19 protein-coding genes are annotated in these 17,898 nt (G+C 68.1%); 14 read left to right on the top strand and 5 right to left on the bottom strand.

The annotated features are described in order from the left end of the window. Positions 1 to 331 precede the first annotated feature (331 nt). Both OG219_RS28945 and OG219_RS28940 read left to right on the top strand, forming a co-directional pair. Positions 332 to 1,195: a helix-turn-helix domain-containing protein gene (locus OG219_RS28945; RefSeq protein ID WP_266831317.1), complete on the top strand. Its 864-nt coding sequence runs from the start codon at positions 332 to 334 to the stop codon at positions 1,193 to 1,195. Between the two features lie 137 nt (positions 1,196 to 1,332). Beyond that, positions 1,333 to 2,556, top strand: coding sequence for a cytochrome P450 (locus OG219_RS28940; protein WP_266831315.1), 1,224 nt, complete (start codon positions 1,333 to 1,335; stop codon positions 2,554 to 2,556). Between the two features lie 91 nt (positions 2,557 to 2,647). Here OG219_RS28940 and tuf read toward each other — a convergent pair whose 3' ends face one another. The 4 genes from tuf to rpsL all read right to left on the bottom strand — a co-directional run bounded on the left by tuf (position 2,648) and on the right by rpsL (position 6,998). Continuing rightward, entirely contained in the window at positions 2,648 to 3,841 is a 1,194-nt protein-coding gene (tuf, locus tag OG219_RS28935; RefSeq protein WP_266831313.1) for an elongation factor Tu, read from the bottom strand. 143 nt (positions 3,842 to 3,984) lie between these two features. Then, positions 3,985 to 6,114 carry an elongation factor G gene (fusA, locus tag OG219_RS28930; protein WP_266831311.1) on the bottom strand — a complete coding sequence of 710 codons (2,130 nt, stop codon included), beginning with the start codon at positions 6,112 to 6,114 and terminating at the stop codon, positions 3,985 to 3,987. A 39-nt stretch (positions 6,115 to 6,153) separates the two neighbouring features. Beyond that, positions 6,154 to 6,624, bottom strand: a complete 471-nt coding sequence (rpsG, locus tag OG219_RS28925) for a 30S ribosomal protein S7 (protein WP_081218873.1) — start codon at positions 6,622 to 6,624, stop codon at positions 6,154 to 6,156. 2 nt (positions 6,625 to 6,626) lie between these two features. Further along, positions 6,627 to 6,998: a 30S ribosomal protein S12 gene (rpsL, locus tag OG219_RS28920; protein ID WP_003948652.1), complete on the bottom strand. Its 372-nt coding sequence runs from the start codon at positions 6,996 to 6,998 to the stop codon at positions 6,627 to 6,629. 374 nt (positions 6,999 to 7,372) lie between these two features. Between rpsL and OG219_RS28915 the strand changes: the two genes are divergently transcribed. Together OG219_RS28915 and OG219_RS28910 are read left to right on the top strand one after the other, a co-directional pair. Beyond that, on the top strand, positions 7,373 to 8,692 hold the full coding sequence (locus OG219_RS28915) for a glycosyltransferase family 39 protein (protein ID WP_266831308.1): 1,320 nt from the start codon (positions 7,373 to 7,375) through the stop codon (positions 8,690 to 8,692). Between the two features lie 155 nt (positions 8,693 to 8,847). After that, entirely contained in the window at positions 8,848 to 9,363 is a 516-nt protein-coding gene (locus tag OG219_RS28910; protein ID WP_266831306.1) for a helix-turn-helix transcriptional regulator, read from the top strand. A 373-nt stretch (positions 9,364 to 9,736) separates the two neighbouring features. On the opposite strand, the gene OG219_RS28905 is transcribed toward OG219_RS28910, so the two are convergent. Then, a complete protein-coding gene (locus OG219_RS28905) occupies positions 9,737 to 10,669 on the bottom strand; it encodes a hypothetical protein (protein WP_266831304.1) in 933 nt (310 codons plus the stop codon). 507 nt (positions 10,670 to 11,176) lie between these two features. On the opposite strand from OG219_RS28905, the gene OG219_RS28900 reads away from it, so the two are divergent. From OG219_RS28900 to OG219_RS28855, 10 genes are all read left to right on the top strand, one after another. Continuing rightward, positions 11,177 to 11,920: a hypothetical protein gene (locus OG219_RS28900; RefSeq protein WP_266831302.1), complete on the top strand. Its 744-nt coding sequence runs from the start codon at positions 11,177 to 11,179 to the stop codon at positions 11,918 to 11,920. Between the two features lie 11 nt (positions 11,921 to 11,931). Beyond that, positions 11,932 to 12,141, top strand: coding sequence for a hypothetical protein (locus OG219_RS28895; protein ID WP_266831300.1), 210 nt, complete (start codon positions 11,932 to 11,934; stop codon positions 12,139 to 12,141). Between the two features lie 253 nt (positions 12,142 to 12,394). Further along, positions 12,395 to 12,805: a hypothetical protein gene (locus OG219_RS28890; RefSeq protein WP_266831298.1), complete on the top strand. Its 411-nt coding sequence runs from the start codon at positions 12,395 to 12,397 to the stop codon at positions 12,803 to 12,805. Between the two features lie 149 nt (positions 12,806 to 12,954). Further along, positions 12,955 to 13,533, top strand: a complete 579-nt coding sequence (locus OG219_RS28885) for a phage tail protein (RefSeq protein ID WP_266831296.1) — start codon at positions 12,955 to 12,957, stop codon at positions 13,531 to 13,533. A gap of 80 nt (positions 13,534 to 13,613) precedes the next feature. Then, positions 13,614 to 13,904: a hypothetical protein gene (locus tag OG219_RS28880; RefSeq protein ID WP_266831294.1), complete on the top strand. Its 291-nt coding sequence runs from the start codon at positions 13,614 to 13,616 to the stop codon at positions 13,902 to 13,904. Between the two features lie 65 nt (positions 13,905 to 13,969). Further along, positions 13,970 to 14,320 carry a hypothetical protein gene (locus tag OG219_RS28875; protein ID WP_266836264.1) on the top strand — a complete coding sequence of 117 codons (351 nt, stop codon included), beginning with the start codon at positions 13,970 to 13,972 and terminating at the stop codon, positions 14,318 to 14,320. A gap of 34 nt (positions 14,321 to 14,354) precedes the next feature. Next, positions 14,355 to 15,005 (top strand): hypothetical protein, encoded by a 651-nt coding sequence (locus tag OG219_RS28870; RefSeq protein WP_266831292.1) that lies wholly within the window; start codon positions 14,355 to 14,357, stop codon positions 15,003 to 15,005. 157 nt (positions 15,006 to 15,162) lie between these two features. Beyond that, positions 15,163 to 15,486: a hypothetical protein gene (locus OG219_RS28865; protein ID WP_266831290.1), complete on the top strand. Its 324-nt coding sequence runs from the start codon at positions 15,163 to 15,165 to the stop codon at positions 15,484 to 15,486. 792 nt (positions 15,487 to 16,278) lie between these two features. Next, positions 16,279 to 16,773, top strand: a complete 495-nt coding sequence (locus OG219_RS28860; RefSeq protein WP_266831288.1) for a hypothetical protein — start codon at positions 16,279 to 16,281, stop codon at positions 16,771 to 16,773. Between the two features lie 96 nt (positions 16,774 to 16,869). Continuing rightward, a complete protein-coding gene (locus tag OG219_RS28855; protein WP_266831286.1) occupies positions 16,870 to 17,892 on the top strand; it encodes a hypothetical protein in 1,023 nt (340 codons plus the stop codon). The last annotated feature ends 6 nt before the right edge of the window (positions 17,893 to 17,898 follow it).

Raw genomic sequence — 17,898 nt, 5'->3', positions numbered from 1 at the left:
GATGGCGGGCCCGGGCGCGGAGTTGAACGTCGCTACCACCGAAGCGCGGACCGTCCCGCCCCGGTGGACGACGCGGCGGCGGCGCGCGGCATCAAAGGCTTTAAATCCCGAGGCAATTACCCCACCCAACCCCTCCAGCCTCCCCGCCGTCGGCCATCACTCGCAAGAGTGACGATCAGCAACTCAGCTGGATTTCCGGCCCGTTGGCGGGCATATGCTGCCCGCGACGAACAACCGCCGAGTGACCAACACCCGCGGAAATACGACGGCCCCCGGCCGGGACTGGCATCCCGATCGAGGGCCTGACCAACAAGGAAGCAAGACCTTCCCGATGGATAAGCAGAACCCTAGCGCGCCCCCGTGCGCCCAGCCCCTGATTCGGCGGGGCATCACCCACGACAACATCCGCCTCACCACCCGCTACACGGTGGTCGGCAACCATCTCGTACAGCACCGCGAGCTGTCCCTCACCGCGATCGGCCTGGCCGCCCACATCCAGTCGCTGCCCGCCGGTACCCGCGTCGACATCAAGACGCTCGCCGCCCGTTTCCCCGAGGGAGAGACAAGGATCGCGGCGGCCCTGCGGGAGCTGGAGGCGCACGGCTATCTGACCCGCACGCGGGAACGCCTCCCGAGCGGCCGGGTCGTCACGCACACGGTGTCGTACAACCAGCCGCGAGGGCTCGACGTCACCCCGAAACCCAGGCCCGCTCCTCACCGGAAGCCCGCCTCCACCCCCGTACGCCCTCTGCCGAAGCCCTCGAAGGCAGCACCCGTGCCAAGGCCTCCGCTCCCCGAGCCGGGCAAGCTCAGCCGCGGCCACGATCACCCCACAGCCGGCCACCACACGGCTGTCGCACTCCTCGCGGGGCTGCACCGCGATGATCCCCGTCTCCTCCTACCCGAACGGGACGTACACCGCCTCGCCCCGGCCGTAACCACCTGGCTGGAACGCGGCGCCGCCCCCGAAGCCGTACGCCGCACCCTCACGGCAAGCCTCCCCCGCGAGCCCCTGCACCACCCGGCGGCCCTCCTCTCCCACCGCCTCACAGAACTCCTCCCACCCCACCTGCCCACAGCCCCACTGATCGCCCGCCCGTCCCCGCTCCAGAACTGCGACGGCTGCGACCGCGCCTTCCGGGCCCCCGAACCCGGCCGCTGCCGCGGCTGCCGTACCGACTTGGAGGCCGCCTAGCATCCTGTGACGATCCTTAAGGAAGGGATCGTCCACGACATGGTGTCGCCCGTGAAGCAGCACGAGCTCACTGTTCTGCACCTCCGCCTGGACCACTCCCACGCGACACCCGGCCCCCGCCGATCGATGGTGGACCCATGGCAGAAGACACCACCACCCTGACCGGCCAGGCCCCTCCCCCCGTACGGGACTGGCCGCCCCGCGAGCTGCACGCGACCGACTTCGACCCCGTGCTCGCGGAGCTGATGCGCGAGGGGCCGATGACCCGGATCCGCCTCCCCCACGGGGAGGGCTGGGCGTGGCTCGCCACCCGCCACGACGACGTCAAGATGATCACGAACGACCCGCGGTTCAGCCGTGCCGAGGTCGTCGACCGCCAAGTCACCCGTATCGCACCGCACTTCAAGCCGAAGCCGGGGTCGCTGGCGTTCGCCGACCAGCCCGACCACAACCGGCTGCGCAAGGCGGTGGCAGCCGCGTACACCGTGGGAGCCGTGAAGCGGCTGCGGCCGCGCGCGCAGGAGACGCTCGACGCACTCGTCGACGGCGTGCTCCACGACGGTCCCCCCTCCGACCTCATCGAGCGGGTCCTCGAACCGTTCCCCATCTCCGTCGTCTGCGAGGTCATGGGTGTACCCGAGGCCGACCGGGAGCAGATCCACGCCTGGACCCGGCAGATCATCTCCACCGCGGGCGGCGCCGAGGCCGCCGAGCGCGCGAAGGACGGCATGTACGGGTACATCGCGCAGGCCATCCGCGACCGGAGCCGGAGCGACAGCGAGGACGTGCTCTCCCTGCTCGGCGCCGCCGTCGGACGCGGTGACATCAGCGAGGCGGAGGCCATCGGCATCGCCGGCCCCCTCCAGATCGGCGGAGAGGCCGTCACCCACAACTGCGGCCAGATGCTCTACCTCGTCCTGACCGACCCCGAGCTGCTCGACCGCCTGCGCTGCCAGCCCGAGTCGCGCCCCGCCGCCATCGACGAACTCCTGCGCTTCATCCCGCACCGCACCTCGGTCGGCCTGGCCAGGATCGCCCTGGAGGACATCGACATCCAGGGCGTGCGGATCAGCGCGGGCGACCCCGTCTACGTCTCCTACCTCGCCGCCAACCGCGACCCGGACGTCTTCCCCGACCCCGACCGCATCGACATCGACCGGGACACCAGCGCGCATCTCGCCTTCGGCAACGGCCCGCACTTCTGCACGGGCGCCGTCCTCGCCCGTATGCAGACCGAGCTCCTGATCAACACCCTCCTCGACCGTCTGCCGGGCCTGCGCCTGGCCGTGCCGGCGGACCAGGTTCCCTGGCGGCAGCGGACGATGATCCGTGGCCCACGCGCTCTGCCGGTGACCTGGTAGAGGGCACAGCAAAGGGGCCCGTACGACCGAAGTCGTACGGGCCCCTTCAGGAGCTCTCGAAGGAGCTACCAGGCGTTCAAGCCAACAAGAACTACTTGTTGATCTTGACGACCTGGCCGGCGCCCACGGTCCGGCCACCCTCACGGATGGCGAACTTCAGGCCCTCCTCCATGGCGACGGGCTGGATGAGCGAAACGGTCATCTGGGTGTTGTCACCCGGCATGACCATCTCGGTGCCCTCGGGGAGGGTCACAACACCGGTCACGTCAGTCGTACGGAAGTAGAACTGCGGACGGTAGTTGTTGAAGAACGGCGTGTGACGGCCACCCTCGTCCTTGGACAGGATGTACGACTGGGCCTCGAACTCGGTGTGCGGCGTGACCGAACCGGGCTTGATGATGACCTGGCCGCGCTCGACGTCCTCGCGCTTGATGCCACGGAGGAGCAGACCGACGTTCTCACCGGCCTGGCCCTCGTCGAGCAGCTTGCGGAACATCTCGATGCCGGTGACCGTGGTGGTGGTCTTCTCGGTCTTGATGCCGACGATGTCGACGGTCTCGTTGACCTTGAGGACACCACGCTCGATACGGCCGGTGACGACCGTACCGCGACCGGTGATCGTGAAGACGTCCTCGATGGGCATGAGGAACGGCTTCTCGACGTCACGCTCGGGCTGCGGGATGTTCTCGTCGACGGCCTTCATCAGGTCGAGGACGGTCTGGCCCCACTCCTTGTCGCCCTCAAGGGCCTTGAGCGCCGAGACCTTGACGACCGGAAGGTCGTCGCCCGGGAACTCGTACTCGGAGAGCAGCTCACGAACCTCGAGCTCGACGAGCTCCAGGATCTCCTCGTCGTCCACCATGTCGGCCTTGTTCAGGGCGACGACGATGTACGGAACGCCGACCTGGCGGGCCAGGAGCACGTGCTCCTTGGTCTGCGGCATCGGGCCGTCGGTGGCCGCGACCACGAGGATGGCGCCGTCCATCTGCGCCGCACCCGTGATCATGTTCTTGATGTAGTCCGCGTGACCGGGGCAGTCGACGTGGGCGTAGTGACGCGTCTCGGTCTGGTACTCGACGTGCGCGATCGAGATCGTGATACCGCGCTGGCGCTCCTCAGGAGCCTTGTCGATCTGGTCGAAGGCCGAGGCCTCGTTCAGGTCCGGGTACGCGTCGTGCAGCACCTTGGTAATGGCGGCCGTGAGGGTCGTCTTACCGTGGTCGATGTGACCGATGGTGCCGATGTTGACGTGCGGCTTAGTCCGCTCGAACTTTGCCTTCGCCACTGGGGTCCTCCTGCGGAGTGGTTCTGGTACGCCTTACTCATCGGCGCCAGGTGATCTTTGCTGGGATGCCGCCCGCCGGGGTTTTCCCTCCCGGGTCTGCCCCGGCGGTCGGTGTCAAGCCTAAAGCGTGCAAACGGGGTGTGTTACTCGCCCTTGGCCTTCGCGATGATCTCCTCGGCGACGTTCCGGGGAACCTCGGCGTAGGAGTCGAACTGCATCGAGTAGCTTGCGCGACCCGAGGTCTTGCTGCGGAGGTCGCCGACGTAGCCGAACATCTCCGAGAGGGGCACGAGGCCCTTCACGACGCGGGCACCGGCACGCTCCTCCATGGCCTGGATCTGACCACGGCGGGAGTTGATGTCGCCGATGACCTCACCCATGTAGTCCTCGGGCGTGGTGACCTCGACGGCCATCATCGGCTCAAGGAGCACGGGGGACGCCTTGCGCGCGGCCTCCTTGAAGGCCTGCGATCCGGCGATCTTGAAGGCGAGCTCGGAGGAGTCGACCTCGTGGTAGCCACCGTCGAGAAGAGTGACGCGGACGCCCGTCATCTCGTACCCGGCCAGGATGCCGAACTGCATGGCCTCCTGCGCACCGGCGTCCACCGACGGGATGTACTCCCGCGGGATACGGCCACCGGTGACCTTGTTCACGAACTCGTACGCCGGACCATCGGTCTCGGTGATCGGCTCGATCGCGATCTGCACCTTGGCGAACTGACCGGTACCACCGGTCTGCTTCTTGTGGGTGTAGTCGTGACGCTCGACGGCCTTACGGATCGTCTCACGGTACGCGACCTGCGGCTTGCCGACGTTGGCCTCGACCCGGAACTCGCGCTTCATACGGTCGACCAGCACCTCGAGGTGCAGCTCGCCCATACCGCCGAGGATGGTCTGGCCCGTCTCCTCGTCCGAGTGGACGTGGAAGGAGGGGTCCTCCTCCGCGAGACGCTGGATGGCTACACCCAGCTTCTCCTGGTCACCCTTGGACTTGGGCTCGATGGCGACCTGGATGACCGGCGCCGGGAAGTCCATGGACTCCAGGATCACCGGGTTCTTGTCGTCGCACAGCGTCTCACCGGTGGTGGTCTGCTTCAGGCCCATGACGGCGACGATGTCGCCGGCGCCCACCGCCTCGATCTCCTCACGCTTGTTCGCGTGCATGCGGTAGATCTTGCCGATGCGCTCCTTCTTGCCCTTGACGGAGTTCAGCACCGCGGTGCCAGTCTCCAGGCGGCCCGAGTAGACCCGGACGAAGGTGAGCTTGCCCAGGTGCGGGTCGCTCATGATCTTGAACGCGAGCGCGGACAGCGGCTCGTCCACGGACGGCTTGCGCTTGACGACGACCTCGGGGTCCTTCACGTCGTGGCCCTCGATGGCCTCGACGTCAAGCGGGGTCGGCAGGTAGCGCACGACCGCGTCGAGCAGGGGCTGGACGCCCTTGTTCTTGAACGCGGTGCCACAGAACACCGGGGTGACCGTGACGTCGGTGGACTTGCCGGACGCGATGGTGACGCGACGGATCGCGGCGTACAGCTGCTCCTCGGTGGGCTCCTGGCCCTCCAGGAACAGCTCCATGATCTCGTCGTCGTGCTCGGCGACGGTCTCGACCAGCTTGCCGCGGTACTCCTCGGCAGCCTCGGCGTGCGTGGCGGGGATGTCGACGACGTCGTACATCTCGCCCTTGGCCGCCTCGGCGGACCACACGAGCGCCTTCATGCGGACCAGGTCCACAACGCCCTTGAAGTCCATCTCGGCACCGATCGGCAGCTGCATGATGATCGGAACGGCGCCAAGGCGGTCCCTGATCATGTCCACACAGCGGTGGAACTCGGCGCCGGTACGGTCCAGCTTGTTCACGAAGCAGATGCGCGGCACGCCGTAACGGTCGGCCTGACGCCACACCGTCTCGGACTGCGGCTCAACGCCGGCGACACCGTCGAACACCGTGACGGCACCGTCGAGGACGCGCAGCGAGCGCTCCACCTCGACCGTGAAGTCGACGTGCCCGGGGGTGTCGATGATGTTGATCGTGTAGTCGTCGTCCTCGAGCGGCCAGTGACAGGTGGTGGCAGCAGAGGTGATCGTGATGCCACGCTCCTGCTCCTGCTCCATCCAGTCCATGGTGGCGGCGCCGTCGTGGACTTCACCGATCTTGTAGCTGACGCCGGTGTAGAAGAGGATCCGCTCAGTGGTGGTCGTCTTGCCCGCGTCGATGTGAGCCATGATCCCGATGTTGCGGACCCTGGCCAGGTCAAGTGAAGTGGTAGCCATACTGGCTCAGTCTTCTCTCGGTCTCGATGTGGGTAGCGACTACCAGCGGTAGTGCGCGAAGGCCTTGTTGGACTCGGCCATCTTGTGGGTGTCCTCGCGCTTCTTCACAGCGGCACCAAGGCCGTTGGAGGCGTCGAGAAGCTCGTTGAGCAGACGCTCGGTCATGGTCTTCTCGCGACGGGCGCGGGAGTAACCGACGAGCCAGCGCAGCGCGAGCGTGCTGGCGCGACCGGGCTTGACCTCGATCGGCACCTGGTACGTCGCACCGCCGACGCGGCGGGACTTGACCTCGAGGGTCGGCTTGATGTTCTCCAGAGCGCGCTTGAGCGTGATGACCGGGTCGTTGCCGGTCTTCTCGCGCAGGCCCTCCATGGCGCCGTAGACGATGCGCTCGGCGGTGGAGCGCTTGCCGTTCAGCAGCACCTTGTTGATCAGGGAGGTCACCAGAGGGGAACCGTAGACCGGGTCGATGATGACCGGGCGCTTCGGGGCGGGGCCCTTACGAGGCATTTCTACTTCTCCTTCTTGGCGCCGTAGCGGCTGCGGGCCTGCTTGCGGTTCTTGACACCCTGGGTGTCAAGTGAACCCCGGATGATCTTGTAGCGAACACCGGGCAGGTCCTTCACACGGCCGCCGCGCACGAGCACGATCGAGTGCTCCTGCAGGTTGTGTCCCTCACCCGGAATGTAGGCGGTGACCTCGATCCCGCTGGTCAGACGCACACGCGCGACCTTACGCAGGGCCGAGTTCGGCTTCTTCGGGGTGGTCGTGAACACACGCGTGCAGACACCACGACGCTGGGGCGAACCCTCGAGTGCGGGCGTCTTGTTCTTCTCGACCTTGTCCTGCCGGCCCTTCCGGACCAGCTGCTGGATCGTAGGCACTACTTCTCCGGTTTCTGTGTGCCGAATGGTGGAGCTAACCTGGAACGTCGCCGACCCACGCGGTCGGGTGTGTCGAAGCCTGCAGACTTCCGCCGCGAGGCGAAAAGGGCGCAGATTTACGGTGGCCGCTTACGGCTTCCCCTGCGGTTCGAAGGCACGCACGGGAGCCAGGGCACACCCCAGGCACAAGGCTTGAGCGTACCTACCTCATTCGCTGTGGTCAAAACAAATGCCGGGCGGCAGACACACCGGGGGTTCCGACCGGGTCCCGACACGGATGTGCAAGTCTGTCGCGATCTTACGTACAGACAGTTCACAACCACCGGGACAGTGAGTCACGCTCTGGGTCCGGCGGCCGGACGGGGGGAACCGTCATGAGCACGATTTCCGACGGCGCTACGACGGATGACGGCGCGGCGACAGATGGTGACGCGGCCGCGGATGTCGATATACCGGACAAGCGGCGGGCGTGGCGTCCCCGAATACCCGGCGGCCGCCTCGCGCTGCCTGCCGGAGCACGACCGTACGTCGCCCCGCTGGCCCTCTACGGCGTCACCAAGCTCGTAGGACTCGGCGTCTTCGCCTGGCTGCTGGAGAGCGCCGGCGAGTACCACAAGAAGAAGCCGCGCTTCGGCGGTGGCGCCCACTGGTGGGACGTGCTCGGCACCTGGGACGGCTGGTGGTACCTCCAGGTCGCCGAGAAGGGGTACGACCCCCGCCCGCTGGAGCGCCTCGACCCGGGCGGCATGTTCACGGTCAAGCAGAACTCGGTCGCCTTCTTCCCGCTCTACCCGGGCATGATCCGGACGGTGTCGGAGATCACCGGCCTCGGCCTGTTCGGGTCCGGCCTCCTGGTCTCGGTCCTGGCGTCGTTCGTCGCCGCCGCCGGCATCTACGCCGTGATCTCGCTGCTCGCGGGGGCCCGCGCGGGCACGATCGCCGCCGGGCTGTGGGCGGTGGCGCCCGGCGCGGGCGTCGAGTGGGCGGTGTACTCGGAGTCCGTGTTCGTGGCGATCGCGGCCTGGACCTGCCACTGCGTGATGAAGCGCCGCTGGGTGGCCGCCGGGCTGCTCGCCTTCCTGGCCGGGCTCAACCGACCCACGTCCGCCGCGCTCATCGGAGCCGTGGGGCTGGCCGCGCTGGTGACGCTGGCGCGGCGGGAGAGCAGACGAGAACACGGGGTCGCGGGCCCGGTGTACGCCATGTGCGCCGCGCCGCTCGGACTGCTCACCTACATCACCTGGGTCGGCCTCAGCATGGGCGACCTCACGGCGTACTTCACGCTCCAGAAGGACGGGTGGGCCCACTACTTCGACTTCGGCGACTACACCTTCGACGTCCTGCGCAACACGGCGATAGGCAAGCACGACTACATCTTCGCCTTCTCCGTCCCGGACCTGCTCGCCGTACAGCTGGTCCTCGCCCTGCCCTTCCTGATCGCGCTGATGCTCCGCAAGCGGCCACCCCTGGTACTCGTCGCCTACACCCTGGCCGGCATCGTCTCCGTACTCGGCACCCAGCAGATGTTCGGCAACACCTCCCGCTACCTGCTCCCCTGTTTCCCGCTGCTCCTCGCCCCGGCGGCGGCGATGAGCCGGCTGAAGCTGCCGAGCCTGGTGGTGTTCTTCACGACGGCGGCGGTGGCGTCGGGGTGGTACGCGCATTACGTGATCTTCGAGTTGGGGATTCCGTAGGGCGGGACCGGGTCGGGCGGGAAGGTTCGGGTGATCCGCGCGTTCACGGGATCTCCGCGAATCGACCAGATTTTCCGCATTACTTGCACGCAAGCACGTAATTCTGTGCGCGCAAGCAAGCTAACCTGGTCCCACCCCGAAGAAAGCGAGCAGACATGACCACCCAGGATCTGGACGCGTTCGCGGCGTGGGTCGAGGCACTGATGCGCGAGCGCGGCTACGACATCGACAGTCCACGTGGCGGCGGCAAGTCGCGGATCGCGGACGAGGCGGGCGTCCACCGCGCCGCCGTCACCCGTCTGCTGCAGCGCCAGAGCATGCCGGACCTCGAGACCACGCGCCGCCTCGCCCGCGTGCTCGGCGTGCCGGTCCGCGACATGCTCATCCGCTCCGGCCGGCTGACCGCCGAGGAACTGGCCGACCCCCACGGCGCCCTGGCCTCCCCCGCCCCCGGCACCGAGTTCGGCCGCCGGCCCACCCTGGAAGAGGTCGCGGACCTGCTGGGCGTACCCGCCGACCGGCGGGACATGTTCGTCAGGGTGGTGGAGCAGTTCCTGCCGAACGAGGCGGGGACCGACGCCGGGGCCGCGGCCGCGAGGCGGGGACACGGTCGAGCGGACGAGCGGATTTCGATGGAGGCGGCGACGGGGACATCCCCGGGCTCCGACTGAGCTTCCACCGGCAGTAGGCCATCGAGGAGCGCCCGTGGGCCGACGGGTGCGCCGGGTCGTACGTACACCGGTCCCCCCGCCGCCTCTCCCTTACTCCCGCCACCCAACGGCCCAGTCGATCCTCCGACTTGGACGTGTGCGCGCCCGCTTCCCTGTGACCCCGCCGGCCGCACGGCCGCCACGCGCCTGTACGACCCATGCGGCCTCTCGCGGCCGCCCGGTTGGGCAATCGGCCGGTCCGGCCGACCCCCACGGTCATAGACGCTTCCACCCCAGGAGATAGCCGCGTCGCCGGGGAAGCCGCGACGGCCAGACGCTCGGGCGATACACCTCATGGTCGGGGACACCCGGAGCCTCGGCGAGGCCTCCGCGTCTACTCCTCCCGCTCGTCCCGACTCCGGCCCGAGACCCTGCCCTTGCCCTCCAACTCGTCGGCGAGGACGCGGGCCCTGTCCGAGAGCCGGGGCCGGTCCTCGCTCCGGGGCCCCTGCGCGTCGGGCTGCTCCTGCTGGCGGCGACCCTTGTCCCGTACGGCTCCGGTGTCGACGGCACGTGCCAGCGGGGGCACGCTGGGCCGCCCGTTGCGCCGCAGCACCGGCCGCCGGTCGACCGCGGCCGGGCGCTTCTCCCGCACCTCGCGGGCGGAGAGCAGGATGTCGGCCGCGGGCGCGCTGTCGGCGCCGAGTCCAGGACCGGGCTCGGGTGGCAGCTCGTCCTGGTAGGCGTGATCGTCTCCCGACCCGCTGTCGGAGCGGACGGAGCCGGCCCGGCCACCGACGTCGTACGACCGCTCCTCCCGCCGATGCGGCAACACGTCACCCTCGTCGCTGCGCACGGGTACGGGTGCGGGTCCGGCCGTCGGCACCGGCACCCCCTCGGCCACCGCCCGCTCCCACTCGCCCCTCTCCTCTACCCGCGTCACTTCCGAAGGGGGGCGCAGGAGTTGGAGGTACGGCAATGGGATGACCTCACCGCCCCGCTCACCCTCGGGACGCCTGGTCCGGCGAGGCCGGCGGCCGGCGCGGGCGTCCTCGTGACCCTGGAGGTACGCGGCGGTGATCCGCTCCTCGTAGGCGCGCCGTATCCCGGGGAGCTGCTCGTCGACCACGTCCGCCCAGGCCGCGCTGTAGGCGCCCAGTTCGCGCCGGTCGAGCTCGCCCCGCGGCAGGACGAGGAGGTCCTGGGGGTCGTAGCCGAGACGGTGGACGAGTTCGGACGCTCGGGCGATGAGGTGCGGCAGATCGGCGGAGTGTTCAAGCCAATCGATCACATGCTCGTGCCGCACGTCGGTCGCGTCCGCATCCACCCCGTAAGCCTTGCTCTCGTCCCCTGCCCCATCGCGCACCCCCGCGCGAGAACGGCCGTCGGCGGCCGTCCACCGTCGCCCGTCAGACCGTCAGTTTCCCTTGCCGGCCTCGCTGTTCACACTTCATTCACGGACGGACGAACGGGCCGGATACTACTTCACCAACCTGGCGGAACATTCACCGGATCCAGGATCACCGCAGGTCCGGACCACGCGAGGCGCCACGGGCGCGAGGGTGAACGTGCACTTGGCCCGCTTCTCACCGAGGCCCGTACGACACCATCCCCCACCGGTGCGCCGACGCCTCGACGAGGCATGGCCCGGCGGTTCTTAATTGCGCGCGTGCTCGCAACATGCCAAGCTGTGTGCGAGCTCGCAACAACATCTGCCTCACCCGTCTCTGTGGTTCTGGGCCTTGGATCCGTCCTGCCCGCACGACTTCTCACCCCCTACCTCGCACTCACGCCTGCTTGTTGACGCCTGTTCACGGATTGGAGCGCGCCCGCCATGACGACTGGCCTCGCCGCCCAGCACACCACCCGCGCCGCCCGCTGGATCGACATCCTGCTGCGCCAGTTCCCCGACCTGCTGGACGAACTCGTCCCCGGCCGCCCGGGTACGACCACCCACTCCCGCACTCCGCCGGGACCCGCCGCGCTCCAGGCCCTGGCCGAGCGCGACCGCGCCGACCGGGCCGACGCGCTGCACAACGAGCAGCACGGCATCGCTCCGCTCGGCGCGGGTGCGGCCCCGGTCAGACTCCATGTGTCCGACGCCATACGGGACATCACCGACGGTGTCGTCGAACTCGAAGAGGCCGTCCGGGAGAAGCTCCGCCTCGGGCGCGCCACCCGCGCCACCGTCCCGGAGCGGCTGCGGCGAATCGCCGCGCTGCTCGACGAGGTGGCGGCCGGGCACCCCGTACTCGCCCGGCACGTCCTCGACGAATGCCGCCGGATGGCTCGCCGTTGCGGCCGGGCGCTCGGCGACCCGGAGACGTTGGTACGGGTGAGCGGCCGCTGCCCGTGGTGCGATTCGGTGTCCCTGCGCGCCTTCCCCGCCTGGCGCACGGTGCTGTGCGTCAACCCCGGCTGCCGCTGCACGGACGACGGCTGCGCCTGCGCCGCCAACCCTGCCCACCGGCACAGCTGGGCCGAGACCGGCTGGGCGCAACTCGCGGCGGAATCGGGTGCCGATGCGAACGAGATCACCTCACTCGTGGACGACTCCGACGAAGCGGAGGTCGCGTGATGCCGGGGGTCATGCCGATGCCGTCGGGGCCGACCCTGGTGACGGGGGCGGCGGCGGCCGCCGAGGCGGGGGTGGCGCCCGCGACCGTACGCAAGTGGGTTCAGCTGGGTCACCTCACGGCGGCCGGACGCCAGGGCCGTACGCATCTCTTCAGACTCGAGGAGGTGTTCGCCGCGGAGCGGGCCACGCACGTACGAGGACGGCGTACCCCTCACAACTGACCGCCCTGCTCCCCCTGTTGCCCCGTCGCACCCTCCGGTGCGGCGGGGCAACTGCCGTCTCCGGCGCTTTCATGTGCCTCAGAAAATGACTGGTTGCGCGCGCGCTCGCAACGTGTCACAGTTGGTGCAGCGGCGGAGCTGCGCCCGACACCGGGTGCCGGCCCCGCCGTTTCGCGTGGAGCCGCAAAGCCGCAGGGCTTCTCACGTTCGTACGCGACAACCCGCCCGCCCCTTCACGAAGGGAGGCCGAACCTTGGCCGATCCGACGGTCACCTTCCCGGATGTCGAACGACTCGTCGTCGACTTCCTGACCGACCGCACCGAACTCGCCTCCGCGACGGTGGACAACGTCCCGCCCGCCGGATTCGACGGCACCCAGCAGGTCGTCCTGGTCTCCCGTTCCGGCGGGGCCTGGATCGACGACCAGCATCTGGACCAGCCCCTCGTCGACTTCGAGGTGTACGGCCCGAGCAAGACGAGTGCCCACACTCTCGCCCTCACGGTCCGCTCGGCGCTGCTCGCGCTGCGCGGCACGACGTACGGAACGGCGTACGTGTCCGATGTCGTCGAAGCCGACGGCCCGCGCTGGCTGCCCGACTGGAACCGGTCGGCCGCCAACCGCTACCTCTCCACGGTGCGGCTGCACATCCGGCCCGCTGCCTGAGCGCCCGGCCACCGAGCGCTCCACCACCCGAGCGTCCCTACCCGCGCTCCCCCTGATCGGGCCCTGCCAGCCGGCGGGGCCTTCGCCATATCCACACCCACCCACACCCAGGCGCGCATCAACGCGCCACCCCTTAAAAGGAGTTACCCATGGCAGGCAACAACGCCAGCGAGATCCGCGTCGCCGGAGCCGGTCGCATCCTGGTCGCCCCGGTCGGCACGACCGCGCCGACCGACGTCACCACCGCCTGGGCGGCCGGGTGGAAGGACCTCGGTTACACCTCGGTGGACGGGATCAAGCTGTCGAAGAAGGACAAGCTCGACCCGGTCGAGACCTGGCAGTCGGTCTCCCCGGCCCGCTTCATCTACTCGGACCGCGACCTGACCCTGAAGTTCCAGATGCTCCAGCTCAACGAAGACACGCTCCCCTTCTTCATGGGCGGCGACGCCACCGCGGAGACGGCCGCCAGCTCCGGGATCTACAAGTACGACCTGTCCTCCGAGCCGAAGTTCAACGAGAAGGCCCTGGGCATCGAGTTCACCGACGGCTCGGCCATCACGTACCGCTTCATCGTCGCGCGTGGCCAGGTCACCGACACCGAGGAACTGTCGCTCACCCGCACCGCCTCCATCAAGCTCGGCGTCACCTTCACCGCGCTCTCGGTCGACAGCACCAAGCCGCTGGCGACCTTCCTGATGAAGGACCCGGCGTACAGCACCGCCTCCTGATCCACCCCCTGGGCAGGGCCGGGGATCTCTCCCCCGGCCCTGCCGCCCCCATCTGCCCTTCCATCCCCAGGAGTTACTTCATGGCAAGTTTCGACGTCGGCGCCGCGCGCGCCCAGCGTCAGGAGGCGCTCGGCCGCGCCTGGTCCTTCACCATCGACGAAGACACCTTCACGCTCCCGACCGAGATGACCCGCAAGACCGCGCGCACGCTGCGCGACCTGGACGACAACGACGTGGACGGCCTGCTGCGCGCGCTCATGGGCGAGGCCCAGTTCGCCCGCTTCGACCGTCACGAGGTCACGATGCAGGACATCGCCGCGATCCTGGAGGCGTACGGCAAGGAGACCGGGCTCGGCCTGGGGGAAGGCTGAGCCTCGGCGAGTTCGTGGACGAACACGCCGAGGCCCTTGAAGCGGACCTGCTCCGCCACTACGGCGTGGACCTGCTCGACTGGCACCGCGGCCGGCTCTCCTCCCGCCGGCTCGCGGTGCTGGTCAAGCACCTGCCACGCGACAGCGCGACCCTGCACGACATCCACGACGAGGCGGCCCAGTGGTCGGTCACCGACTACCTGCTGGCCTCGGTCGTCGACCAACTCGCCGAGGCGAACTGGATGTTCGCGACGGTGAACCGGGACGAGGACGAGGGCCCGCTGGAGTACCCGAAGCCGGTGCCGCGCCCGGGGCTTCGTGATCAGTCCCCCGCGGACGGGCCTTCAGCAGCGCCGCCGGACACCCGGCCGGCGGACAACCCCGGCGCCGCCGAACTCGCCCAGTTCTTCGCGTAACACCCTTTCCCTATCGAGGAGTTGGACTGCACCCGTGACCTACTACACCCCACTCAACGGCCTGCCCTACCCGGCGCCCACGGACACCGCCGACCTCCCCTTCCACCTCCAGTCCCTCGCCGAGGGCATCGACGCCCGCACGGTCCTGCGGTACGCCACGGCCGCCGCGCGCGACACCGCCGTTCCCACCCCGGTGGCCGGCATGGTCGCCTGGCTCACCACACCCGGCACACTCAGCTACTACACCGGATCGGCCTGGATCGCCCTCGGCGCCTGGAACTCGTACACCCCGGTATGGACAGCCGCCACGACGAACCCGGCGATCGGCGACGGCACGCTCACCGGCAGGTACGCGGTGGTCGGCAAGGTCTGCCACTTCACGGCCTTCGCCGCGTTCGGGTCCACGACGACCTATGGGAGCGGCGGCTACTCCTTGAGCCTGCCCATCGTCACAGGGCCGACAGGCGGCCTGATCCAGTTCAACGGAATGGCGCTCAGCGGAGGAGGCCGCGGACTGATCACCTGCCAGCCCTCGGCCAGCAGCGGGTCCACCACGTACACCCTGTGGGGCCACGGCGCGACCACGTCCTCCGCGATCTCCCAGATCGGCAGCGGCGGACTGTTCGGTACCGCCTTCGCGAACGGCAGCTTCATCCGGGTCAACGGGACGTACGAGGTGGCCTGACCGGTCTGGTATCTCCGCTTTCTCCGCTGCCGCTCACAGGTGGCTCATGTATCCTCTCGAAGAGTTATCGCTCAAACGTTCGAATCAAGGGTCCAGTAGAGAGACGATGGTGCGGTCGCCGGCCGGGAACTCGGCCGGCGTGGAGGGGTGGGGTTGCGTGACCAAGGACGACGACGGGACGGCGCGGGGCGGCGGCGAACATCTCGGTACCGCCGAGGTACGGCAGGTGCTGACCGGACAACTGGGGTACGCCCTTCCGGCGGACCTGGTGATCACGACGCGGGACGAGATCGAAGGCCGGGAGTTCACGGCGTACGGGCAGGGCTGGCGCGACTGCGTGGAACACGAGGAGCGCCGCGGCGAGGAAGCCCGCGCCACCCGGGACCGCCAGGCGAACGTCCTGCCCTTCCCCCGCCAGAAGCAGTCCTCACCACCCACCCCACCCCGCCCTCCGGTACCGCCGGGCGACACGCCTTCGTAGCGGCTCGGCAGTCCGGCCGGCCGGCGAGCGGATCGGATGTCGAGCGCCCGCGCGCCGTGCGATCATTTGCCCGAATGTCATGCGGCGCGTGAAAGGGGAGGGTAATGGGCGAGGGGAATGGCGGAGTCTGGTCGGGCTGGCGCGACCAGACCATTCAGGTTCCTGGGGGTGGCACCGGAAAGCCTCTTCTTCTTGAGTTCCGTGGAGGCATGACGTCGAATTTCGACCTCGTGGCCATCCATGCCGGGTCACACCACCAGCGGGCCCAATCGTCGATCACCGAAATTCACCGGCGCGGCACCTCTCACGTTGTACTACCCGCAAACTGTGACGCCATTTCCGTCCGGCGCATAGTTTACCGTGAGGGTGCGGGCGGATTCAGTCGATGGAGGCTGCGAATCGTAGGGCAGGACGCTCTCCCGAAGCTCCCCACAAAAGATTTCGAGAGTGCCGGAGCCGAAACCTTCGGTTATTTCGATCCGAAACCCTACTACGAGTACGCACCCGTACTGCACTATGATTTCATCGACGTCCCGGGGACACTCATCTACACCCCGGCAAATGGCAGTACGCAACTGATACGCCACACATCCGCCGCCAACCAAAAGGGAACTCTGCGACTTCCGCAGCATGGATACGTCACTGTGTCCGCCGACGGGAAGTGGCGAATTTCGGCAACTTGACCCACCAGCACAAACTGTATCGGACAGCGCGCCCAGGGGTGTGTTTGCAGAGTAATGCGAACACACCCTTCCTGTTTTCCATCATCGGGTTTCAGCGAAGGAAGGGAAAGTGACGGGAATGACGAAGCCCCAAGAGGAGGACGAAGCCCAGATCATCGCGATCATGAAGCGTGAATGGACGAGCCTGCGCGGCAGTTGGAAGGCCTGGACCGAGGACATCGTAAGAAGGGAGTACATCAAGCAACTCGAAGTGTCCGGCGCCAAGGCCGAGGCGAACGGTGCGGCGCTGGCCGCCAACGGGCTCAACGCCGAAGTCACCGGCATCAAGCTGGAACACACCTTCTTCGACCCCATCGCCGAACTCGAGAAGCGCAAGGAGGAATCCAGCCTCCGTTCACGCAATCTCCTTCCGGAGCAACTGCGCGCGAGTATCACCGATGTACGCAACCAGGCCGGGCGGGCCATGGACAAAGCACGAAACGTAGAAGACAAAGTCGACCGCGTCCGCCGTGAAAACCAGTCGAGCCTGGAAGAAATAGCCGACGAGTTCGAAGTCATCGACAACCGAGTCAGCGATCTCATCAGTTCCCTGGGCGGGATCTGACCGAAAGGGCGAACCATGAGCCTCAAGAAGGCAATTCAGCAGGTAAATTCAAGCCTTGGCGGTCTCAGGCGGTCACTGAGCCAGTCGGCCTCCAGCATGACCGGACTGCAGCGCGGAGCCAACAGCGCGGCCGAGCCGCTCTCGAAGCTCAAGAACGCATCGACCAGCGCCGAAAACGCAGTCGGAAAGGTCAAGAATTCAACCGGCCAGTTCAACACCGCCCTCGGCAAGCTGAAGACCTCCGCCACCCAGAGCGGTGACGGTATCGGCAAGATCAAGGCGGCCGCGACGAACGCCGACGGTGGCCTCGGAAAAGCCAGAACCGGATCCGACAAACTCAAGACCGCCCTGGACAAGTTGAAGGGCGCGGCCAAGGGCGCCCACGGTGAGCTGAAGAACGTCAAGTCGCAGGCCGACGCCGTGGAGAAGTCCGTCGGGAAGGCCGGAAAGAACGCCGATGCCGGCGGGAAGTCCATGGGGAGCCTGGGGAAGGGGCTCAAGGGGGCTTCCGTCGCGCAGAAGGGGCTCAACCTCGCCATGTCGGCCAACCCCTTCGGGCTGATCATGACGCTTCTCGCGCCGCTGATCCTGCAGTTCGTGAACATGGACAAGGTGGGCAAGCTGCTCACGAAGGGCCTGACGAGTGCGTGGAAGGGCATCACCAGCGGTGCGAAGAGCGCGCGCGACATGCTCGTACCCCTACTCAAGGGCCTGGCGAACGCCTACACCTTGCTGCCCAGGACACTGATCGACGTCCTGAACATGAGCATCTCGGCACTCAACAGGCTCAAGATCAGCATCCCGGACTGGGTACCGGTCTGGGGCGGCAGGCAGTTCGCCCTCAACATCCCGCGGATCCCCAACATCCCCAAGCTCGCCGAGGGCGGCGTCGTCAGGGCCCGCACCGGCGGCACCCTCGCCCTCGTCGGCGAGGCCGGTGAGCACGAGGCCGTCATCCCGCTCAACAAGCTCGAACGGATGATGGGTTCCGGGAGCGGAACGCACCGGCTCGCCGCCGCCGTCGAAGCGCTGGCCGCACGCCCCGTCGTCGTACAGGTCGACTCGCAGGAGATCGCCCGCGCCGTGTTCCTGGGACAACGGCAGCTCGCCCGGCGGTAGTTCAGC

It is taken from the genome of Streptomyces sp. NBC_00038 (genome assembly GCF_026343635.1).
In the GTDB taxonomy this organism is placed as follows: domain Bacteria; phylum Actinomycetota; class Actinomycetes; order Streptomycetales; family Streptomycetaceae; genus Streptomyces.
Note: the sequence above shows the minus strand (reverse complement) of the source record. Positions and strands in the feature narration are given on the sequence as shown.

Bases quoted from the DNA above. Each gene is read 5' to 3' on its own strand.
- OG219_RS28945 (WP_266831317.1), top strand. From the start codon at position 332: ATGGATAAGCAGAACCCTAGCGCGCCCCCGTGCGCCCAGCCCCTGATT.
- OG219_RS28940 (WP_266831315.1), top strand. From the start codon at position 1,333: ATGGCAGAAGACACCACCACCCTGACCGGCCAGGCCCCTCCCCCCGTA.
- fusA (WP_266831311.1), bottom strand. From the start codon at position 6,114: ATGGCTACCACTTCACTTGACCTGGCCAGGGTCCGCAACATCGGGATC.
- rpsG (WP_081218873.1), bottom strand. From the start codon at position 6,624: ATGCCTCGTAAGGGCCCCGCCCCGAAGCGCCCGGTCATCATCGACCCG.
- OG219_RS28915 (WP_266831308.1), top strand. From the start codon at position 7,373: ATGAGCACGATTTCCGACGGCGCTACGACGGATGACGGCGCGGCGACA.
- OG219_RS28910 (WP_266831306.1), top strand. From the start codon at position 8,848: ATGACCACCCAGGATCTGGACGCGTTCGCGGCGTGGGTCGAGGCACTG.
- OG219_RS28900 (WP_266831302.1), top strand. From the start codon at position 11,177: ATGACGACTGGCCTCGCCGCCCAGCACACCACCCGCGCCGCCCGCTGG.
- OG219_RS28895 (WP_266831300.1), top strand. From the start codon at position 11,932: ATGCCGATGCCGTCGGGGCCGACCCTGGTGACGGGGGCGGCGGCGGCC.
- OG219_RS28885 (WP_266831296.1), top strand. From the start codon at position 12,955: ATGGCAGGCAACAACGCCAGCGAGATCCGCGTCGCCGGAGCCGGTCGC.
- OG219_RS28880 (WP_266831294.1), top strand. From the start codon at position 13,614: ATGGCAAGTTTCGACGTCGGCGCCGCGCGCGCCCAGCGTCAGGAGGCG.
- OG219_RS28855 (WP_266831286.1), top strand. From the start codon at position 16,870: ATGACCGGACTGCAGCGCGGAGCCAACAGCGCGGCCGAGCCGCTCTCG.